The 19,030-nt window shown below is 46.1% G+C and carries 17 protein-coding genes; 5 read left to right on the top strand and 12 right to left on the bottom strand.

Annotated features, from left to right (window positions below; translation table 11 throughout):
- Positions 1-11: 11 nt before the first annotated feature.
- Together GLV98_RS01080 and GLV98_RS01075 are read right to left on the bottom strand one after the other, a co-directional pair.
- Positions 12-488 carry an RNase adapter RapZ gene (locus tag GLV98_RS01080; RefSeq protein WP_160911219.1) on the bottom strand — a complete coding sequence of 159 codons (477 nt, stop codon included), beginning with the start codon at positions 486-488 and terminating at the stop codon, positions 12-14.
- Positions 489-543: 55 nt separating this feature from the next.
- Positions 544-2,169, bottom strand: coding sequence for a M20/M25/M40 family metallo-hydrolase (locus GLV98_RS01075; protein ID WP_160911217.1), 1,626 nt, complete (start codon positions 2,167-2,169; stop codon positions 544-546).
- A gap of 82 nt (positions 2,170-2,251) precedes the next feature.
- On the opposite strand from GLV98_RS01075, the gene GLV98_RS01070 reads away from it, so the two are divergent.
- The 5 genes from GLV98_RS01070 (at position 2,252) to GLV98_RS01050 (ending at position 7,579) form a co-directional block, all read left to right on the top strand.
- Entirely contained in the window at positions 2,252-2,998 is a 747-nt protein-coding gene (locus tag GLV98_RS01070; RefSeq protein WP_160911215.1) for a glycerophosphodiester phosphodiesterase, read from the top strand.
- A gap of 1 nt (position 2,999) precedes the next feature.
- The gene (locus tag GLV98_RS01065; RefSeq protein WP_160911213.1) at positions 3,000-4,160 is read left to right on the top strand and encodes a glycosyltransferase; all 1,161 of its coding nucleotides are present in this window, start codon (positions 3,000-3,002) and stop codon (positions 4,158-4,160) included.
- Entirely contained in the window at positions 4,157-5,173 is a 1,017-nt protein-coding gene (namA, locus tag GLV98_RS01060) for an NADPH dehydrogenase NamA (RefSeq protein WP_160911211.1), read from the top strand. The genes GLV98_RS01065 and namA overlap by 4 nt, the downstream gene beginning before the upstream one ends.
- Positions 5,174-5,278: 105 nt before the next feature.
- Positions 5,279-6,202, top strand: coding sequence for a ribonuclease Z (gene rnz / locus GLV98_RS01055; RefSeq protein ID WP_160911209.1), 924 nt, complete (start codon positions 5,279-5,281; stop codon positions 6,200-6,202).
- A gap of 15 nt (positions 6,203-6,217) precedes the next feature.
- Entirely contained in the window at positions 6,218-7,579 is a 1,362-nt protein-coding gene (locus tag GLV98_RS01050; RefSeq protein ID WP_160911207.1) for an aldehyde dehydrogenase, read from the top strand.
- A 312-nt stretch (positions 7,580-7,891) separates the two neighbouring features.
- On the opposite strand, the gene GLV98_RS01045 is transcribed toward GLV98_RS01050, so the two are convergent.
- The 10 genes from GLV98_RS01045 to GLV98_RS01000 all read right to left on the bottom strand — a co-directional run bounded on the left by GLV98_RS01045 (position 7,892) and on the right by GLV98_RS01000 (position 19,027).
- Positions 7,892-10,126, bottom strand: a complete 2,235-nt coding sequence (locus GLV98_RS01045) for an ABC transporter permease (protein ID WP_160911205.1) — start codon at positions 10,124-10,126, stop codon at positions 7,892-7,894.
- On the bottom strand, positions 10,123-10,824 hold the full coding sequence (locus tag GLV98_RS01040; protein ID WP_160911203.1) for an ABC transporter ATP-binding protein: 702 nt from the start codon (positions 10,822-10,824) through the stop codon (positions 10,123-10,125). The genes GLV98_RS01045 and GLV98_RS01040 overlap by 4 nt, the downstream gene beginning before the upstream one ends.
- 872 nt (positions 10,825-11,696) lie before the next feature.
- Positions 11,697-11,921 (bottom strand): DUF3892 domain-containing protein, encoded by a 225-nt coding sequence (locus tag GLV98_RS01035; RefSeq protein ID WP_089651888.1) that lies wholly within the window; start codon positions 11,919-11,921, stop codon positions 11,697-11,699.
- A 119-nt stretch (positions 11,922-12,040) separates the two neighbouring features.
- Positions 12,041-12,190 carry a small acid-soluble spore protein P gene (locus GLV98_RS01030; protein ID WP_160911201.1) on the bottom strand — a complete coding sequence of 50 codons (150 nt, stop codon included), beginning with the start codon at positions 12,188-12,190 and terminating at the stop codon, positions 12,041-12,043.
- A gap of 19 nt (positions 12,191-12,209) precedes the next feature.
- A complete protein-coding gene (locus GLV98_RS01025; protein ID WP_089651799.1) occupies positions 12,210-12,338 on the bottom strand; it encodes a YpzI family protein in 129 nt (42 codons plus the stop codon).
- 59 nt (positions 12,339-12,397) lie between these two features.
- A complete protein-coding gene (locus GLV98_RS01020) occupies positions 12,398-13,645 on the bottom strand; it encodes a DNA polymerase IV (protein ID WP_160911199.1) in 1,248 nt (415 codons plus the stop codon).
- A 153-nt stretch (positions 13,646-13,798) separates the two neighbouring features.
- The gene (locus GLV98_RS01015; RefSeq protein WP_160911197.1) at positions 13,799-14,923 is read right to left on the bottom strand and encodes a M20/M25/M40 family metallo-hydrolase; all 1,125 of its coding nucleotides are present in this window, start codon (positions 14,921-14,923) and stop codon (positions 13,799-13,801) included.
- A gap of 70 nt (positions 14,924-14,993) precedes the next feature.
- Positions 14,994-16,568 (bottom strand): acyl-CoA carboxylase subunit beta, encoded by a 1,575-nt coding sequence (locus GLV98_RS01010; protein WP_202409872.1) that lies wholly within the window; start codon positions 16,566-16,568, stop codon positions 14,994-14,996.
- Complete coding sequence (mce, locus tag GLV98_RS01005) at positions 16,544-17,356, bottom strand: methylmalonyl-CoA epimerase (RefSeq protein ID WP_160911193.1); 813 nt, start codon at positions 17,354-17,356, stop codon at positions 16,544-16,546. Before mce ends, GLV98_RS01010 begins: the two co-directional genes overlap by 25 nt.
- Before the next feature lie 15 nt (positions 17,357-17,371).
- Complete coding sequence (locus GLV98_RS01000; protein WP_160911191.1) at positions 17,372-19,027, bottom strand: acyl-CoA mutase large subunit family protein; 1,656 nt, start codon at positions 19,025-19,027, stop codon at positions 17,372-17,374.
- Positions 19,028-19,030: the final 3 nt, after the last annotated feature.

The raw sequence follows: 19,030 nt of genomic DNA, 5'->3' as shown, positions 1-19,030 counted from the left end.
CTTTTTTATATCTAAATCCTGACCTGATGTGCCAGGATCATTAAACTTTTCAGACGATCGGCCGTTTCAGAGATGCTCACCTTTGAAGTATCGATCACCACATCTGCGCCGGCCCGCAGTTTTGGCAGCACATGAGTGAAATTACCAATGATTTCTTTTCTTTCAACTGGATGCTTTCCATAAGGATTCGTATTTCTTTTATTCACACGACCAAGCATAACATCCAAAGGAGCCTCCAGGAGGACAACATATTCAAAAGATTTATAAAACTTCCCTTGATTTGAATAACACCCGGACAGGATTAAATGAGTGTGCCTTTTTCTTTCGATGAGATGGGAAATTTCTTCTTCATCCCACACGATTTCCTCCCCTTCTCCTGTAGCGACTTTCTTCGTGTAGCCATGATCATCGGTATCCACCACATCGTAGCCTTCATTCTCCAATCTCTGCAGTACACTCGTTTTTCCGACACCAGATAACCCTGTCACAAAAATAACTCCCACTCTACCACCGACCTTTTAGAAAAGTTTGCTCAAAGACCTTTTACCCACGATCCCTCTTAAAGAACTCATGAATGACCCTTGTCAAAATCTGCGGCAGTTTTTCAAAGCTGTAGGATAATTCCAGGCGTTCCGTCCACTGGTGCGGGTCTCTTCCTAATGGTCCGATGTTGATAATCGGCATTGTGATCGATTCCATCACTTCTGTCGGCCACTCAAAACCATTGCCGTGAATCGGCATCTGCTTCGTCAAATCAGAGAGGGAAGAGGTGGAAGATGTCGGTCCGATAAAACTCAAATCACTTAACCCTGTAAAGTACTCCACCACTTCAAGTTCTTCACCGAACTTCTCCTTGGCGTAATCGATGGCCGTTTTGGCCCCATGCTGGATAAAAGGATCATCATTCGACGACACGGCCGGATAAAAAGGCGGGCTGTAAAAAAGGACGATCATCGGGCTGATGTCTTTGCATATGGATGCAAGACTTTGAACCAATGTTGTAGAGAAATCACGATCGCCCTGGTCTCTCAAATTGACTAACCGGTTCTGACGGCGATCGACTTCCATTTTCCCGTACCGTGCGACCGCTTCCTTGTATAACTGATCATAGGTCAGGATGGTGATATCCGGGTGGAAGGCGGATGTTTGGGTGCCTTCCAAGTAAAAAGACGCCTGATGGTGGTAATGATTGATGATCTTCGCTTTTGCCCGCTGGGCCGCCTGTAAAAGTTTTTCATTCAGTTCTGTAATTGACTGCTTCATATACAGGACATTGTACATCGCGACCGCTGCCTGGGGTGTCTGCACCGAATACTCAAATTTCAAGTCCCGCTGCATCAGACTGAGTGGGGGCGGCGTCCGTTCTCCTCCCACTTTTTCAATAAAGGCTTCGTTCAGTTCCATCTCCTGTGCTAAGTAGCTGACCATCAGATTGGCATTCAATCCTCCGAACGGTTCACCCGCGTGCGTTTCTTTTCCGTAACATAAAAAACCCGGCAGCGTCTTTCCAATGGAACCTGTGTACAAATAATAAGCAGGGTCTCCGGGATATTTGCTGAACATCGGCTCGCCATTCAGAGCCGCTTTATAGACAAGATCTTCCTTATCCCGAATTTCGGCAAGAGCAGGAAGAGCAGCCAGCATACCTTCGGAGTTCACTTCTTCATCAGGGACAGCTACGAGAAGAAGATTCCCATCAAACTCCCCGGCCATCGCTTTTTCCAAAAGGGATAGGTGGACGGTAAGGCCTGCTTTCATATCCATCGTTCCACGACCGAAGAGCCAATTCCCTGACTCCAGGTCACGGGCGGCTTCTTTCGGCAGATCATCAACATTCTTATGTAGCTCTTGAGTGAGCTCACGGGGATAGAAAGCAAGATTCTGATAAGAACCGTAATCCTCAATTCCTACCACATCGACGTGGGAAATCAATACAAGCGTTTCCTTGGCTTCGTCTTTCTTCACTAAGGCTGTCAGTAATTGACGCCCATCGTCCAGCGGATGCAAGTTGAGGTGGCTGGGCCGTTTTTTATAATAATCGCGATCTTCCAAAATATAATATAAGTATTCGATGATTGCGATTTCCTCATTGCTGTTCGTTATACTCGGATACTCTACCAAAGAACATAAGAGATCCGTCAACTGCTCTTTCGTCTGCCAAACTGTCATGGGGTCACACTCCTTATTGACTTTTGCTGGATTATCAAACACAATCAAACTCATAAGCTACTTGGAAGAGGTGAACGTCACGATGAAAACCCTTATTTACGCTCATAGAGGAGCGAGTAAGCTGGCTCCTGAAAATACGATGCCTGCTTTTGAATTAGCGCGTGCAGCCGGAGCTGACGGAATCGAGACCGATGTGCAGCTAACCAAAGACCAAATCCCCGTCCTCATCCACGATGAAAACCTGAGACGCACCACCAACGGAACAGGGTTCGTACAAGACTATACATATGCTCAGCTGCGCCTGCTTGATGCAGGAAGCTGGTTTTCTCCTAAATTTTCTGACACTTATATTGTAACACTGGACGAGTTTCTTCGCTGGTTTCGAGACCAGCCTATGTTCTTAAATGTCGAACTGAAAACGAACGTCATCGCCTACAAAAACATCGAGCGGATTGTCTATGAATCTCTAAAAAGATACCACGTCCTGGAACGGACCGTTATTTCCAGTTTCAATGCTGAATCCCTCACACGCATGAAAGAAATCAACCCCTCGATTCAGACGGCATTCTTGACATCAACGAAAATGCGGAACCTCCCTCAATACGCTAAATCCGAAGGGTGTGACGCTTTACATGTGAAACACCGCCTTCTGGATAAAAAGCTCGTGAAGCGCTGCCACAAAGAAAATCTCGAACTCCGCATATATACGGTCAACCGCCCTTCCATGATGAAGAAGTGTTACAGCCTGGGTGTAAACGGAATTTTCACAGATGTTCCTCATCAGGCCATCGAATATCGTGATCTTTATCGAAAACGGAGAAATCGTTAATATGTTTTGGGTGTTTTTCGGACTTCTATTTATATGGATCATCCTGCTCATAGACTTTCTTCAAGGAATTAGAAGAATTCCAAAGCTCGAACATACCGTTCCTTCTCAAGCGTCCGAGCTCATCTCTGTGATCATCGCCGCTAAAGACGAAGAAACCTCTATTCACGAAACGCTACAAACCCTTGCGAACCAGAAAGACGTGAGGTGTGAAATCATCGCAGTGAACGACCGATCCAGTGACCGAACGGGTGAAATCATCGATGAAGCAGCTGCCCTGCACTCTTCCACTCGAGCCGTTCATATCGACCACCTGCCAGAAGGTTGGCTTGGGAAAAATCATGCTCTGAAAAAAGGCGCCGAGCTAGCCGCTGGCGCTTATTTGGTTTTTACAGACGCAGACATTCAATTTGAAGAACAAACCCTCGTAAAGGCGATAACAGCCATGAAAGCAGAAGAGCTCGATCACCTCACAGCAGCACCGGACCTAAAGGCACGTTCATTTGCGTTACGAGGCTTAATCTCCTACTTTTTGTTCGGTTTCGGTTATTTAAAACGGCCATGGACGGCCAACCAGGAGAAGCGTAGAGGCGGGATGGGGATTGGGGCTTTCCAAATGATGACGAAATCATGTTATCAAAAGACAGGAACCCATGAAGCGGTGCGTTTCCGACCTGATGATGATCTTGCCCTCGGACAGAAAATCAAAGCGGCTGGATTCAGACAAAAACTCGTCACAGCCAAGCAGCTTCTCTCTGTCGAATGGTACCCTGACTTCAAGTCCGCTCTAAAAGGTTTCGAAAAAAATGCCTTTGCTGGATTGAATTATTCCATTCCCCTGTCTTTGTTTGCTCTTTTCGGTGTCCTGATTTCGCAAGTGTTTCCATTCATTTTCGTCTTTATCGGAAGTCCTTCCGTTCAAATCATTAGCGCAATCAACATCCTTTTGTTATTTTGTTTATATGGTTTAACCACCCGTTCTTTCACAAACTATCCATGGTGGATGATTTTCGGTCTGCCGATTTTTGCTCTTTTGTTTGTATTCATGCTTGCAAGAGCACTTATCCTGACATGGATTCGCGGGGGAATTGAATGGCGGGGCAACCGGTATTCAATCAAAGAATTGAAACAATTTTTCCGTAATTCGGAGGAGGATCATCGTTGAAACATAAATTATTTCAACCTTATACAGTAAGAAACGTTACATTAAAAAACCGCATCGTCATGTCTCCGATGTGTATGTACTCATCGGATAATCAGGACGGCTATGCTCAGCCCTTTCACCTTACCCATTATGAAAGCCGTGCAGCTGGACAAGTTGGTCTGATTATAACAGAAGCGACCGCTGTTTTACCCGAGGGCCGTATTTCCCATGAAGACCTTGGCATCTGGAGCGACGAACACATTGAAGGATTACAAAAAATCAATGAAGGCATTCACCGCCACGGGGCTAAAGCAGGCATTCAGCTGGCCCACGCCGGACGTAAAGCCAACTTAAGGGATGAAACTTTCGCGCCGAGTGCTGAAGCTTTCAGTGCATCCATGAAGGTTCCCACAGAAATGACCAAAGAAGACATTCACCGTACAGTCGAAGCTTTCCGTGAAGGAGCTGGCCGATCTAAAAAAGCCGGTTTTGATGTGATTGAACTTCACGGGGCCCACGGGTATTTGATCAACCAATTCCTCTCCCCTCTTACGAACAAGCGAGAAGATGAGTATGGAGGCACTCGTGAAAACCGTTACCGTTTCTTAAGTGAAGCAATCGAAGCCGTCAAGCAAGAGTGGGATGGACCACTGTTCGTCAGAATCTCTGGAGAAGAATATCATGAAGATGGAAACACCATGGACGACTTTATCTATTTTGCCCGTGAAATGAAGTCTCAGGGCGTGGACCTCATCGACGTCAGCTCAGGTGGTGTCGTACCAGCTGCCATCGATCCGTACCCAGGATACCAGGTCACCTACGCCGAACAAATCAAACAAGGCGCCGGCATCGACACAGGCGCTGTCGGTTTGATCACAAGTGGAAATCAGGCGGAAGAAATCCTGCAAAACGAGCGGGCCGACCTGGTTTTCCTGGCCCGGGCTCTTTTGAGAAACCCATACTGGCCGAAAGAAGCAGCCGATGAACTCGGCTACCCATTAGAAGGGCCGAGACAATACACTCGTGCCTGGTAAACACCTGTCAACTGCCGGAAACACATCCGGCAGTTTTTTTATGGCATTTCAAGTGTGTTCTCCCCCTTCTGGTGGTATCATGATAAGTGTAGGAGAGTGTTGGCAATGGAACTATTTTTTTTAGGAACGGGATCTGGTGTCCCATCGAAAGAAAGAAATGTCTCCTCCCTTGTCCTCCGCCTTCTTGAAGAGCGTGGAACGACATGGGTCTTTGACTGTGGAGAAGGCACACAACAGCAAATATTGAATACAAACATACGTCCGCGACGAATTGAAGTGATTTTTATCACCCACCTTCATGGGGATCACATATACGGACTGCCCGGACTATTGAGCAGCCGTTCTTTCCAAGGTGGAGAAACCCCTGTAACCGTTTACGGGCCGCGCGGTTTAAAAGATTACATTGATATCAGTCTCGAATTGAGCGGAACGCACCTTCGCTATCCCCTTTACATTGAAGAAGTGGAAGAAGGAGAGCTTTTCGAAGACGAACAGTTCATCGTTGAAGCCGTTAAGCTTGAACATGGACTTGAAAGCTATGGATATATCCTTAAGGAAAAAGATCAACTTGGCGAGCTCCAGCCAGACAAGCTGAAGGCACTAGGCGTCAAACCTGGGCCTATTTATCAAAGGATTAAAAACCAACCACGGACGGTCCTTGAAGATGGAAGAGTCATCCATCGCAACGAGGTGATTGGACCTCCTAAAAAGGGTCGAAAAGTCGCCATTTTAGGAGACACACGTTACCTTCAGCATCTTGCAGAAGTCTTAAAAGACAGCGACGTCCTCGTCCATGAGGCGACTTTTGCCGGGGATGAAGAAAAGATGGCTTATGATTATTTTCATTCTACCGTCAAACAAGCCGCCACCCTTGCAGAGAAAGCAAATGTTGGCGAATTGATTTTGAATCATGTTTCTTCCAGGTACCAGGGTGATTCGGTGGAGGAGCTCCTGGACGAAGCACAGACCATATTCCCGAACACAACCATCGCATACGATTTTTATCAACACCCCATTAAACGTACTTAATAAAGGAGGAGCTGTATGCACCCAACGGTGAAGCTACAAAAATCATGGTTCAAAGAAGGACATACGAAGAGCTATGCTTTCCGTAAAGAACAACTGTTAAAAATGAAAAAGATGCTGACGACCTTTGAAAAACCGATCCTCAATGCTTTGAAATTCGATATGAACAAATCGGAATATGAAGCGTACGCATCAGAGATCGCCTTTTTGAAAAGTGAAATCGATCACCATGTGAAACAGTTGAAAACATGGATGCAGCCGACCAAAGTGAAAACACCTCTTACCCATACAGGCTCAAAAAACTTCATTCGAAAAGAGCCCTATGGTACTGTATTGGTCATCGCTCCGTGGAACTATCCAGTCCAGCTCGCCCTTGCTCCGGTGATCGGTGCGATTGCGGCCGGAAATACGGTGATCATCAAACCCTCTGAACTTACACCGACCGTTTCGTGGGTATTGAAAAAAATGATTGAGCAATATTTCCCTCCCCACTTAATAGCCGTGATTGAAGGGGATAAAGACGTCACCCAGGAGCTGCTGGACCAACCGCTTGATTATATTTTCTTTACCGGAAGCGTGCCCGTTGGAAAGATCATTATGGAAAAAGCGAGCAAACAGCTTATCCCGGTAACACTGGAACTTGGAGGAAAGAGTCCAACAATTGTCCACAAAGATGCAAACATCGATCTTGCCGCCAAACGAATCGTCTGGGGCAAATTCACCAATGCAGGACAAACGTGCATTGCACCTGATTATCTTTACGTCCACCACGAAGTGAAAGCGGACTTGATCCGTACCATGAAAAAATACATTCAGCAGTTTTACGGAGAGAATCCTTTGGACAATGAAGAGTACACCAAAATCGTGAACCAAGCGCACTTTGAACGCGTATCTTCGTACCTCGATACCGGTACGGTTGTTGTGGGCGGCTCATTGGATGAATCCAAACACAAAATCGCCCCTACCATTCTCGATCAGGTGTCCTGGGAAGATCAAGTCATGAAAGATGAAATCTTCGGGCCTGTGCTTCCAGTTCTGACTTATCATGAACTCGATGAAGCCATTGATAAAATCAACAGCCGTCCAAAGCCGCTTGCCCTATATTACTTTGGTGAAAACGAAATCGAACAGCAGCGCATCCTTAACTCGATTTCTTTCGGCGGCGGATGCATCAACGATACCCTTTACCATATCATCAATCCACACCTTCCATTTGGAGGCGTCGGCGAGAGCGGCATGGGCAGCTATCATGGCAAACGAAGCTTTGATACCTTTACGCACGAGAAAAGCATCACAAAACAAACGACCCGGTTCGACCAGAACTTCCGCTATCCCGGCTCCCAGCTCGGAATGACAGTGCTGAAGAAATTCTTCGGATAGAAAAAAGCGAGCATTGCGCTCGCTTTTTTTGCGCGCGTTCCAGACTTCTTGCGCACGTTCCAGGCTTCTTGCGCGCGTTCCAGGCTTCTTGCGCGCGTTCCAGGCTTCTTGCGCGCGTTCCAGGCTTCTTGCGCGCGTTCCAGGCTTCTTGCGCGCGTTCCAGGCTTCTTGCGCGCGTTCCAGGCTTCTTGCGCGCGTTCCAGGCTTCTTGCGCGCGTTCCAGGCTTCTTGCGCGCGTTCCAGGCTTCTTGCGCGCGTTCCAGGCTTCTTGCGCGCGAAAAAGGACAGCGGCCTGGCCGCTGTCCTTTTTCTCTAGTCTTGCTGCTTTTTCAATGCTTCCTGTAACGATACATTCTTCAACTTTCGTTTAGACAGCCCAAGAGAAAGCCAATACGTAAGCAGGATGACAATAAATCCAATCACGACCATCCACCACGCTACATCTGTCGGCATAAGAAAACCGGTCTCTTGAACGAGTGTGTTCATCGTTTGCTGCAAGCTCAAACTTGCGAGCGGGATCGAAACAAAGTAAGCAATCAGTACGATAGGAGTGTACACACTCAAGACAAGTTTAGAAACTTCCTTGTCATGATAGCCCATTACTTTGAACAACGAAATCGAAGGTGAATTTTCCTCCACAATCAAATTAGTGAGCAAAGTAAGAACAATCACTCCAATTAATACAGCAAACACGGCCATTCCGGCCACAGAAGCTCTAGTTGCGCCTGTCGTCGATTCAAAGCTGTCGATCGCCTTCTGCTTATCTTCTACCATATAAACATTTTCACTATTTTCCGGAGACTGCTTTTGCCATGTTCCTGTATAAGCTTCGTCAGGAAAACCTAGGAAGCCGTTCAATTCCTCGCGAGGAAGATACAGGTTATTCCCAATATAAAGGTCAGCTACTGCAGCGACCTCTAACTGCATCGTATCCGAATTCAGTGAGTTTTTGAGGTTGATTTCATCCCCTTCTCCTACACCAAGTACCGCAGCTAGAGGAGCACTGATAATCGCTCCTTCTGAAAAATCGGATTGCAAACTTTCCCCTTCCGCACTCAATTGAATAAACTCGTTATCTTTTTCCATTCCGTATGCCGTAATTTTCACGTCTTCATCCACGACACCAAGTTCGTTCATAGTGAAAGGACTTTGTTCATCCTCCGTTTCTTCCGTCATCAACGATTGATAGTGGACAGCATAATCGTATTTCAAAATTTCCTTATACGTCGTTTCTACGAGCTGGTCCATGCTGTTGAACGTAATCAATCCAAACAATAATAAAACCGTGGAGAACATTACCCCGATAAAAATATAGAAGCTTCGTGCTTTGTTTCTCACCAGTAACCTCAATCGGAACCTGCGAATAAAACCTCCTTTTTGCAAAAGGGGAAGTTTTTCAAGCCAGGATTTTTTCCCGTTTGACATTTCTTTAGGCCTTAAAAGTGTCAGTGGTTCCGTACGCAATGTCCGACTGATGACGAAGGTCGTGAGTAAGATCAAAAGCAATAAAGGAATGACAAATCCTATGACAAGAACGAAAGGATCCCAGTCAAACATAGAGAGGGCTGGTAAATTAAAATAATTCGCATACAGGTTCGAAAGCGGTACAGACAGGCCAGCACCGGCAGTTAAACCGCCGACTGTTCCTCCCAATCCAATGAACCAGGCATACCCTAAATAATGCCGGACCAATTCTTTCTTACGGTACCCAAGGGCCATAAGCGTGCCAATTTCTTTTCGTTGCATTTCCATACGCCGCTTCATAAGCATCAATACCATAGCGATGGAGAGGGCAAGAATGAACAGCGGTAATGTCGTCGTCATGCCCTTTGCGCCTTCGATTTCTGTTTCCACGAAACCTATGCGCGGGTTATCTTCTGAGTTCACGAATTGCAAAAGAGCCGTTTCTTCACTTACCGATTCCCTAAACCCATCAGGGACGTCTCCATTCTCCGTCCATCCTAGAATTTCCGTCTGTCCATTTACCGAAAAACTCGAACCGGAAACGACTGCGACTCCGAATTTTTCAGCATCCGCTAGCAAATCTGTCATTTGTTCGACCATATAAATATAATCAGGCAAATAGACGAAGCCTGTAATTTCAAACTCGCGATCATCGAGTGTAATGGCGTCCCCCAGCTCATACTGATGTTTCTCAGCATACACTTTGGATATAGCAAGTTCTTGATCGCTCGTTGGCGCTCTCCCTTCAGCGATGTAAGGAATATTTACGGATTCCGTAGTCGTAAACACGCGTAACGTCGAATCCTCGACCTGAAAATCAGCATACTCACGTTTCTCTAAGGTCACATTGTACTCATCTTCCCATACAGAGAGTTTTTCATCTGCAACATCCTCACCTGCTACAAAATGAAAACTCTCCTGTTTATAGTCCTTCGAAAAAGTTTCATTTCTTGATTCAAGTGTCGTGATGGCCATGGATAAGGACACATAAAGCATAACTGCAAGTAAAAGAAGAACAGCCACCCCGGCATATTGGAATTTCTTTTCTTTTAATGTTCGGTACACAGATTTCTTTAGAATCATGACCATGTCACCTTCTCTGGATGGACAGGATTTTCGTTTTCATAAGAATCTACAATTTCACCGCTTTTCATTCGAATCACGGAATGGGCCATTTCACCGATTCCCTGGTTATGGGTGATGATTAAAACCGTCGTTCCGTACTGCTCATTGACGAACTTCAACAATTTCAATATGTTTTTCCCTGTTTCTTCATCAAGGGCACCTGTTGGTTCATCACAGAGTAAAATTTGCGGGTTCTTAATTAGTGCTCTCGCTATTGCGACACGCTGCTGTTCACCCCCGCTCAGTTGAGAAGGGAACTTATCTTTCTTATCCCACATGCCCACTTTTTCAAGTGTATCTTTCATATGAAGTGGCTGCTGGCTCAATTCCCGGCCTACTTCTACATTTTCTTCAACGGTTAGTGTTGGAATTAAATTATACTGTTGAAAAATGAACCCTACGAATTTCCGGCGGTAATCCGTGAGTTGACGATCCTTCAATTGATCAAGGACCGTGTCTCCTACTTTGATTGATCCTGAATCGTAACGGTCTATTCCCCCAATTACATTGAGCAGCGTTGATTTCCCCGACCCTGAAGGGCCAAGAATCGTTACGATTTTTTTATCTGGTACTTCCAATGACGCCTGGCGCAGCGCCTGAACTGTCACTTCTCCGCTCTGATACGTTTTATTGACTTGATTTGCGAAGATTGCCATTTCATCATCTCCAATTAAAAGTTTTGTAATGAAACACATCATTTATTTCATTTTTAGTGTACCTCAATAAAAAAAGAAGTCAATAACTTTTTGAAATATTTATATGTATATATTTCATTATTTATCATCCCGCTCACTATTTTTATTGCCGATAAGGGCAGGATTGTGGAAGACTCAGTTTCGAGATGTTGACGGGGTTCGTTGCCTAGTTGGGTGTCAGGGGTGGTTGGGAAGCTACTCGTCCAGCTCCATCGCCCAGACACTCGCGTCATAAGCAGAACAGCAAAGGAATGAAAAAGCACATTCCGTTGCTGTTCTGTTTATGCCATTCGTGTCTACCAGGGCGATTCCGCATTTGAACACTTTCCTGTGGGGGAGTGGCAAGCTTCCTCGGAGCGGGCTGAAGTACTAAGGGATCTCGCCTATCTCCTTTCTCTCACGGGAGTCTTGCTGCTTCCCAACCACCCCATTTAATAAGTGTGAAAAACGAACCCACTTTTCCCAGGATGAGTGTCTTCCACCATGCCTGTCCTAAATTGATAAAGCACTCTTTAGCAGGCTTTCCATGAAAAATGTACACTCTTTAGTATTTTCACGCTACTATTGGAAGCTCCCCTATTTTTTGAAGTGGTTTCGAGATTTTTATATGGGCAAAGGGGCGGAGGGGAATGGCGAGACTCCTGTGGGAAAAGAGTGCTTGGTGAGACCCCACAGGACGCAGTCCGAGGAGGCTCAACGCGCTCCCACGGAAAGCGAGTCATTCCCCGCAGCCCCCATCCACTCAACAAAAGTCTCGAAACTGAGTCTTCCACAATCGGGAGCTTTAACGAAAGAAAACCCAGGCAAGCGCGAGGCTTTGCCTGGGTTCTCTATTAAAAAGATGGAAGGTTGTCCAAGTTGTTGGATTGAATGCCATCCGGTTCACTGCGCAGATGGTCTTCTCCATCTTTACCTCGAATGAGGTTCACGTGTTCCAGTTCACCACTGCGCGCCATTTCATGTGCTCGCTTATAATCGATCACTTGTCCTGACGACAGTTGCATTTCAACAATGCTACCTTGCCCGTTTTTTCTAACGGCGACAATTCGTTCTGGCATCATTCTCAACCTCCTCAAGAATTATTTTGTCCAAGAACCCAAATAATATGACCATCATTCCTGTGGCGATAATTGGATGTTAAAAAATAAAAAGACAGCCAAATGGCTGCCTTTTCTGCTTACATATCGTGAGAAGATTTTTGTTTTTGACGCGAATGCTGTCTGTTTTTTACTTTATGAGATCCTTGAGCCGGTTCCCCGTATGCTTGTTGCGGCCCCAGGGGTAAGTTCGGTTGTTCTTGCTGTTTTGGACCCATACGTCTACCCATAAAAAATCCGCCTCCTTGATTATCTGCGTTTACGAGCTGCTTCTGGCCCCTCCATCGCGGTTGCACCCGGATAACTTAGGCGCTGATCACGATCGGACTCCACTCTGCCGGATTTTTTCAACTTTTTCTCTTGTCGATCTCTACCCATTCTAGAACGCCTCCCTTCTCTTTTAGTATGGAAAAGAAGAGGCAGGCTATGCCTGGGAATCATTTTTTGAAATCGTCGAGAAAATCCTTTTGAAAGCTCGTATTTACCTGAGGGTTCGTGGGATTACTGAGATCACGGAAAGGGTTTTTGCCGTATTTTTCAGTCAGATCATCAATCGTCTTATACAGCTTTTCCTTGCTGGCGTATTGTTCAAAATTAAAGAGGTCAAGCTGTTGACTGACTTCTGATTTTTCAGCGAGGTCACTAGCTGTAACGCCGAGAAGACGAACAGGCTGTTGATTCCAGTGATCATCGAATAACTGCATAGCCACCTGAAAAAGGTCTTCAGACGAATGGATGAATTCCTGTAGCTGCCGACTGCGTGTCACTGTTTTCCGATCATGATAACGAATCGTCAACTGCACATTTCTTGCAAGCACCTTTTTATTCTTCATCCGAACTTCCACTTTATTGGAAAGTCTGCGAATGACCGTTTGTACCTCCGTGTCATCGGTCGTATCTTGTGGAAGTGTTGTTGATGTGCCGATACTTTTAAATTCGTGAACCGCATCTGGATCGACGGGACGGTCATCGATTCCATTCGCCCTGTTTTTCAATCGCTCTCCATTGATGCCAAGAACTCCCTTCAACTCAAGGACAGGGTGTTCAGCTAAATCGCCAATGGTTTCAATGCCAATTTTCCTCAGTTTCTCTGCTGTTTTCGATCCCACTCCGTACATTTCTTCTATCGGTAAAGGCCATAATTTTCTTTCAAGATCTCTTTTCCGTAAGACCGTGATTCCCATAGGCTTTTTCATATCAGAAGCCATTTTTGCCAAAAATTTATTTGGCGCTATCCCGATACTGCATGGAAGATCGAGCTCGTCATGGATTCGCTGCTGAATACGTTCGGCTATTTCTGGAGGGGAACCTTGGTCCGCGCAGTTGGTAATATCCATATAACCCTCGTCTATCGAAACCGGCTGAACGAGCGGCGTCACATCAGCTAAAATTTTGAACATCTCTTTGGATGCTGTACGGTATCGTTCAAACGTTGGTCCCATGACAATGAGTTCTGGACACAACCGTCTTGCCTCACCTAAAGGCATCGTCGTTTTAACACCGTATTTGCGGGCTTCATAGCTGCTTGTGACAATGATTCCGCGTCTTTCTTCAGGGTTTCCTGCGATGGCAAGCGGCTTTCCCTTTAGGGTGGGATCAAAGGCTGCTTCAACAGACGCATAGAAACTGTTCATATCGACATGAAAAATGACGCGACCTTTTTTTGGATACCATTTGGACTGCATAACGTTCTTCCTCCATTGGAACATTTGTTCTCTATTATACCATGTTAAGCTTCGTTATTGTTCATCAACGCCCCAATTATTGTTTGTCTAAGTCGTAAAACTATCGTGTAGATCCACAAAAAAGACTCCCTGAAATCAGGGAGTCTTGGATTATTATTGTGCCACTTCTTCTACGATCGCTGTTACGAACTCTGTGATTTTTTCAAGCTCGCTGACAGGCATGCGCTCGTTCGTAGTATGAATTTCTTCGTATCCTACACTCAAGTTGACTGTAGGTACGCCGTGGCCTGCGATGACGTTGGCATCACTTCCGCCGCCACTTGTCAGTAGTTCACTTTCACGACCGATGCGTTTCGCTGCAGAACGCGCGACTTCTACGACTTGGTCTCCGGCCTGTTGTTTAAAGCCAGGGTACATGATTTCGATATCAAGTTCGACTTCGCCGCCCATTTCTTCAGCTGTTTCTTGAAACGCTTTTTTCATTTTTTCTACTTGCGCTTCCATTTTTTCAGGGTCTAGGGAACGGGCTTCGGCTAAGACCTCTACGTGGTCACAAACGATATTCGTTTTTTGACCACCTTCAAAACGGCCGATGTTCGCTGTTGTTTCGTCATCGATACGTCCTAATGGCATTTTAGCAATTGCGCGGGAAGCCAGTGTGATGGCTGAAATCCCTTTTTCAGGAGCCACTCCTGCGTGAGCGGTCTTCCCTTTCACGATGGCATTGATTTTCGCCTGGGTAGGAGCCGCTACGATAATGTTTCCGACTTGACCGTCACTATCGAGCGCATACCCGTATTTCGCTTTGAGCATGGAAGCATCAAGAGCCTTCGCGCCAACAAGCCCGCTTTCTTCTCCTACGGTGATCACGAACTGAAGGTCTCCATGCTCAACGTTTTGTTCCTGAAGAGAACGGATCGCTTCAAGAATCGCAGCGACACCCGCTTTGTCATCCGCTCCAAGGATCGTTGTTCCATCGGTCACGATATAACCATCTTCAACAGAAGGTTTCACACCGTTACCTGGAACCACCGTATCCATGTGAGAAGTGAAATAAATCGGTTCTGCGTCCTTTTTTGAACCTTCTAAATTACAAATAAGGTTGTTTGCTCCATGACCTGTAATCGAGGCTGCATCATCTTCAAGCACTTCCAAACCTAAGTCCTGGAATTTCTTTTTCAATACTTTAGCAATTTCAGCTTCCTGTGTTGTTTCTGAGTCGATTTGAACCAACTCTAGAAATTCGTTCAGCAAGCGTTCTTTATTAATGGCTACCATCTATGTCTGCCTCCTTCATATGTAAACCCATTCCTCTTAGTACGTTAGCGGAACGAAAGGACTGTGTCAATTATAGAGGGATGTTGCCATGCTTTTTATACGGACGTTCTTCGTGTTTATTCTTCAGCATATCCAGGGCTTTGATCAGGGTTGACCGCGTTTCTCTTGGGTCGATAACGTCATCGATCATCCCGAGGCCTGCTGCTACGTATGGGTTTGCAAAGCGTTCTCTGTATTCATTGATTTTATTTTGCCGTGTTTCTTCCGGTGTTTCGCTTTCTCTGATTTCTTTGGCAAAAATGATATTCGCTGCCCCCTCAGGACCCATAACGGCAATTTCCGCATTTGGCCAGGCATAGACAAGGTCCGCACCAATCGATTTACTGTTCAGCGCGACATAGGCTCCACCGTAAGCTTTTCTAGTAATAACCGTCAGTTTCGGCACTGTGGCTTCGGAGTAAGCGTATAAAATTTTCGCACCGTGGCGGATGATTCCCCCATGTTCCTGTTTGATCCCAGGGAAGAAGCCGGTCACATCTTCAAATGTAATGAGAGGGATATTGAAAGAATCACACGTACGAATGAAACGGGCAGCTTTATCACTGGAGTCGATATCAAGTCCGCCAGCCATGTACTTCGGTTGATTACAAACAAGTCCCACGGTCTTCCCTTGCAGACGTGCAAATCCGACAACAATATTCTTTGCAAAGTCCTTATGAATTTCGAAGAAGGAATCCTCGTCAACGAACTCATCGATAACGATACGCACGTCGTAAGGTCGAATCGGATCAAAAGGGATTTTATCTGTAATATCAGGTCTGAAGTCATCGTCAACTTCCACGTCGACTTCAGGGGTCAGTTCTTCATTGTTTTGTGGCAGATAACTGACGAGATCACGTACAGCATCCAATGCAGAAGCTTCATCAGGTGTTTTCAAATGAGCATTCCCACTCAAAGAATTATGGACGCCGGCACCACCGAGGTCTTCTGCGGAAATTTGCTCACCGGTCACGGTTTCAATGACTTTCGGCCCGGTAATAAACATTTGCGATGTTTTTTCCACCATGATGACGAAATCAGTGATGGCTGGAGAATAAACGGCTCCTCCGGCACATGGTCCCATGATGACCGATATTTGTGGTATGACCCCAGAATAAATGGAGTTGCGGTAAAAGACTTGTCCGTAACCATCCAAGGAAGAAACACCTTCCTGGATGCGTGCTCCTCCAGAATCGTTCAAGCCGATAAAAGGGGTTCCATTTTTCGCAGCGAGGTCCATGACAGCGGCAATCTTTTTCGCGTGCATTTCCCCTAAGGCTCCACCGTAAACCGTGAAGTCCTGAGCGAACAAATACACATCACGCCCATGAATTTTCCCAAATCCTGTCACGACACCTTCCCCAGGCGCTGATTTTCCGTCCATTCCAAAGGCATCGTGACGATGTTCAATAAAGGGGTTTAATTCTATGAAGGACCCTTCATCTAAGAGATGCTCAATCCGCTCCCTCGCTGTCCATTTCCCTTTATCATGCTGTTTATCAATTCTTTCATCACCGCCGCCTAGTTCAACTTGGCGACGCTTATCGTATAATTCATTGATTTTATCAAAAATGTCCACCCTTACTCCTCCTCCCCATGCTGACATAGTTCAAATAGGACACCATTGGCTGCTTTCGGATGCAAAAAGGCGATCTGGCTGTCATGAGCCCCTTGTTTCGGTTGTTCATGAATGAGACGGACCCCTTGTTCTTTATACTGCTCCAAACGCTTGGAAAGATCGTCTACTTCCAATGCGATATGGTGGACACCTTCTCCTTTTTTCGTCAAGAACGATTGGATCGGAGAGTCATCACTCAAAGGCTCCAACAATTCGAACATCGTTTCACCGATTCTTAGAAAAGCGACACGCACTTGTTCTGATTCCACAACTTCAACAGCTTCAAGCTCTAAGCTGAGGTTATGTTGATAGAACGGCAAGGCTGTATCGATGCTTTCCACAGCAATTCCGATATGGGCGATCCGTTTCGGTGCTTCTATCGTTTCCTTGTTCAGAAGCTGCTTAATATAAAGAGCGATGGCATCTGTGGGTGACCCGCTGGTGAAGATTTTGTTCACCCCTTTTTCCTCAAGAAAAGGAATATCTTCTGCAGGTATGACCCCGCCCCCTACGACAGGAATATCAGATGCTCCCTGCTCTTCCAGCGCTTGGACCACTTTAGGAAACAATGATTTGTGAGCACCGGAAAGAGACGAAAGTCCGACGACATCTACATCTTCCTGAATAGCAGCTCTTGCGATTTGCACGGCGGATTGCCGCAGGCCTGTATAAATGACTTCCATTCCATGGTCTCTGAGTGCCTGAGCGATAATTAAAGCTCCTCTGTCATGACCATCCAACCCTGGTTTGGCTATAAGTACACGTATTGGTTTCATCCTCATCATCCCTTCCTACATTCCGGTGTATTCTCCAAATTCCTCTCGTAAAACGTTCGCGATCTCCCCGACTGTGGCATAAACTTTAACCGCAGCCACAATATGCGGCATGACATTCTCCGACCCTTTCGCCGCTTCCCGAAGGGCTTGAAGGCATTGGTCGACCGCTTCCTGATCGCGGGAAGATCTCACTTCCTGTGTTTTCTTGATTTGTGCTTGTTCCAGCGCTTCATCCACGCGTAACAAGTCGGCATGTATCTCTTCTTCGAGTTTGTATTCGTTCATACCGACAACGATGTCTTCATTTGATTCGATCCGTTTTTGGGCATCATATGCGGCTTTATGAATTTCACGTTGCATATACCCTTCTTCCACCGCCTGGACAGCTCCACCGAATTCTTTGATGCGCTCTAAGTAAGAATTTGCCTCTTTTTCAATCTGGTCTGTGAGCGACTCTACATAGTAAGAACCAGCGAGTGGGTCTATGGTGTCCGCCACGCCGCTCTCATTGGCAATGATCTGCTGTGTACGTAACGCAATTCGTGCGGAATCTTCTGTCGGCAGAGCAAGAGCTTCATCCCGGGAATTGGTGTGCAAACTTTGTGTTCCTCCCATGACAGCGGCGAGTGCTTGTAATGTGACACGTACAATATTATTATCCGGCTGCTGAGCCGTCAGCGTACTTCCGCCTGTTTGTGTATGGAAACGGAGCTTCCAACTTTTCGGATTTTCTGCTCCATAGTGTTCTTTCATGATTTTTGCCCACATGCGACGAGCTGCCCGGAACTTGGCTGCTTCCTCAAAAAATTGATTGTGAGCATTGAAGAAGAAAGCAAGCCTTGGCGCAAACTGATCGACTTGAAGTCCAGCTTCGATCGCCGCATCTACATAAGCCATCCCATTAGCAATCGTAAAGGCGACTTCCTGAACGGCCGTAGAACCTGCTTCCCGGATATGATAGCCGGATATGCTTATTGTATTGAATTTAGGCAAATGCTCCTGGCAGTAACCGAAGATGTCTGTAATCAGTCTCATGGAAGGTTTCGGTGGATAGATATACGTACCTCGAGCGATATATTCTTTCAAAATGTCATTTTGAATCGTTCCTGTCAGTTTTTCAGGCGTTACTCCCTGCTTCTCACCTACGGCTATATACATCGCAAGCAGAATACTGGCCGGTGCGTTGATCGTCATCGACGTACTAACTTTATCGAGGGGAATCTGATCGAACAGCTGCTCCATGTCTTTTAATGAATCAATGGCAACACCGACTTTCCCCACTTCCCCATCTGCCATCGGATCGTCAGAGTCGTAACCGATTTGTGTCGGCAGGTCAAAAGCGACCGATAAACCGGTCTGACCTTGTTTCAATAAATAGCGGAACCTCTGATTCGTTTCTTCTGCCGAACCGAACCCTGCATATTGACGCATCGTCCAATAGCGGCTTCGATACATGGTCGGTTGAATACCTCTCGTATAAGGATATTGGCCTGGAAAGCCGATTTCCTCTATGTAGTCCTCATCCATCTGTTCCGGCGTGTATAATCGTTCGACCGGAATTTCGGAACTTGTATGAAACGCTTCTTTCCGTTCCGGAAAACGCTCCGTCGTTTTTTCTACATCTTTTTCCCATTTTTGCTTTGGGTGTTGGTCACTTGATGATCTGTTCATAAG

The sequence above is a fragment of the Halobacillus litoralis genome (assembly GCF_009856415.1).
In the GTDB taxonomy this organism is placed as follows: Bacteria; Bacillota; Bacilli; order Bacillales; family Halobacillaceae; genus Halobacillus; species Halobacillus litoralis_C.
This window is presented reverse-complemented; position numbering and strand designations above follow the sequence as displayed.

Coding starts and splice junctions, on each gene's coding strand:
- mce (WP_160911193.1), bottom strand. CDS start 17,356: ATGAAACCAATACGTGTACTTATAGCCAAACCAGGGTTGGATGGTCAT.
- GLV98_RS01050 (WP_160911207.1), top strand. CDS start 6,218: ATGCACCCAACGGTGAAGCTACAAAAATCATGGTTCAAAGAAGGACAT.
- GLV98_RS01075 (WP_160911217.1), bottom strand. CDS start 2,169: ATGACAGTTTGGCAGACGAAAGAGCAGTTGACGGATCTCTTATGTTCT.
- GLV98_RS01020 (WP_160911199.1), bottom strand. CDS start 13,645: ATGCAGTCCAAATGGTATCCAAAAAAAGGTCGCGTCATTTTTCATGTC.
- rnz (WP_160911209.1), top strand. CDS start 5,279: ATGGAACTATTTTTTTTAGGAACGGGATCTGGTGTCCCATCGAAAGAA.
- GLV98_RS01010 (WP_202409872.1), bottom strand. CDS start 16,568: ATGTCAGCATGGGGAGGAGGAGTAAGGGTGGACATTTTTGATAAAATC.
- GLV98_RS01040 (WP_160911203.1), bottom strand. CDS start 10,824: ATGGCAATCTTCGCAAATCAAGTCAATAAAACGTATCAGAGCGGAGAA.
- GLV98_RS01000 (WP_160911191.1), bottom strand. CDS start 19,027: ATGAACAGATCATCAAGTGACCAACACCCAAAGCAAAAATGGGAAAAA.
- GLV98_RS01025 (WP_089651799.1), bottom strand. CDS start 12,338: ATGGGTAGAGATCGACAAGAGAAAAAGTTGAAAAAATCCGGCAGAGTG.
- GLV98_RS01065 (WP_160911213.1), top strand. CDS start 3,000: ATGTTTTGGGTGTTTTTCGGACTTCTATTTATATGGATCATCCTGCTC.
- GLV98_RS01070 (WP_160911215.1), top strand. CDS start 2,252: ATGAAAACCCTTATTTACGCTCATAGAGGAGCGAGTAAGCTGGCTCCT.
- GLV98_RS01015 (WP_160911197.1), bottom strand. CDS start 14,923: ATGGTAGCCATTAATAAAGAACGCTTGCTGAACGAATTTCTAGAGTTG.
- GLV98_RS01045 (WP_160911205.1), bottom strand. CDS start 10,126: ATGATTCTAAAGAAATCTGTGTACCGAACATTAAAAGAAAAGAAATTC.
- GLV98_RS01035 (WP_089651888.1), bottom strand. CDS start 11,921: ATGCCAGAACGAATTGTCGCCGTTAGAAAAAACGGGCAAGGTAGCATT.
- GLV98_RS01030 (WP_160911201.1), bottom strand. CDS start 12,190: ATGGGTAGACGTATGGGTCCAAAACAGCAAGAACAACCGAACTTACCC.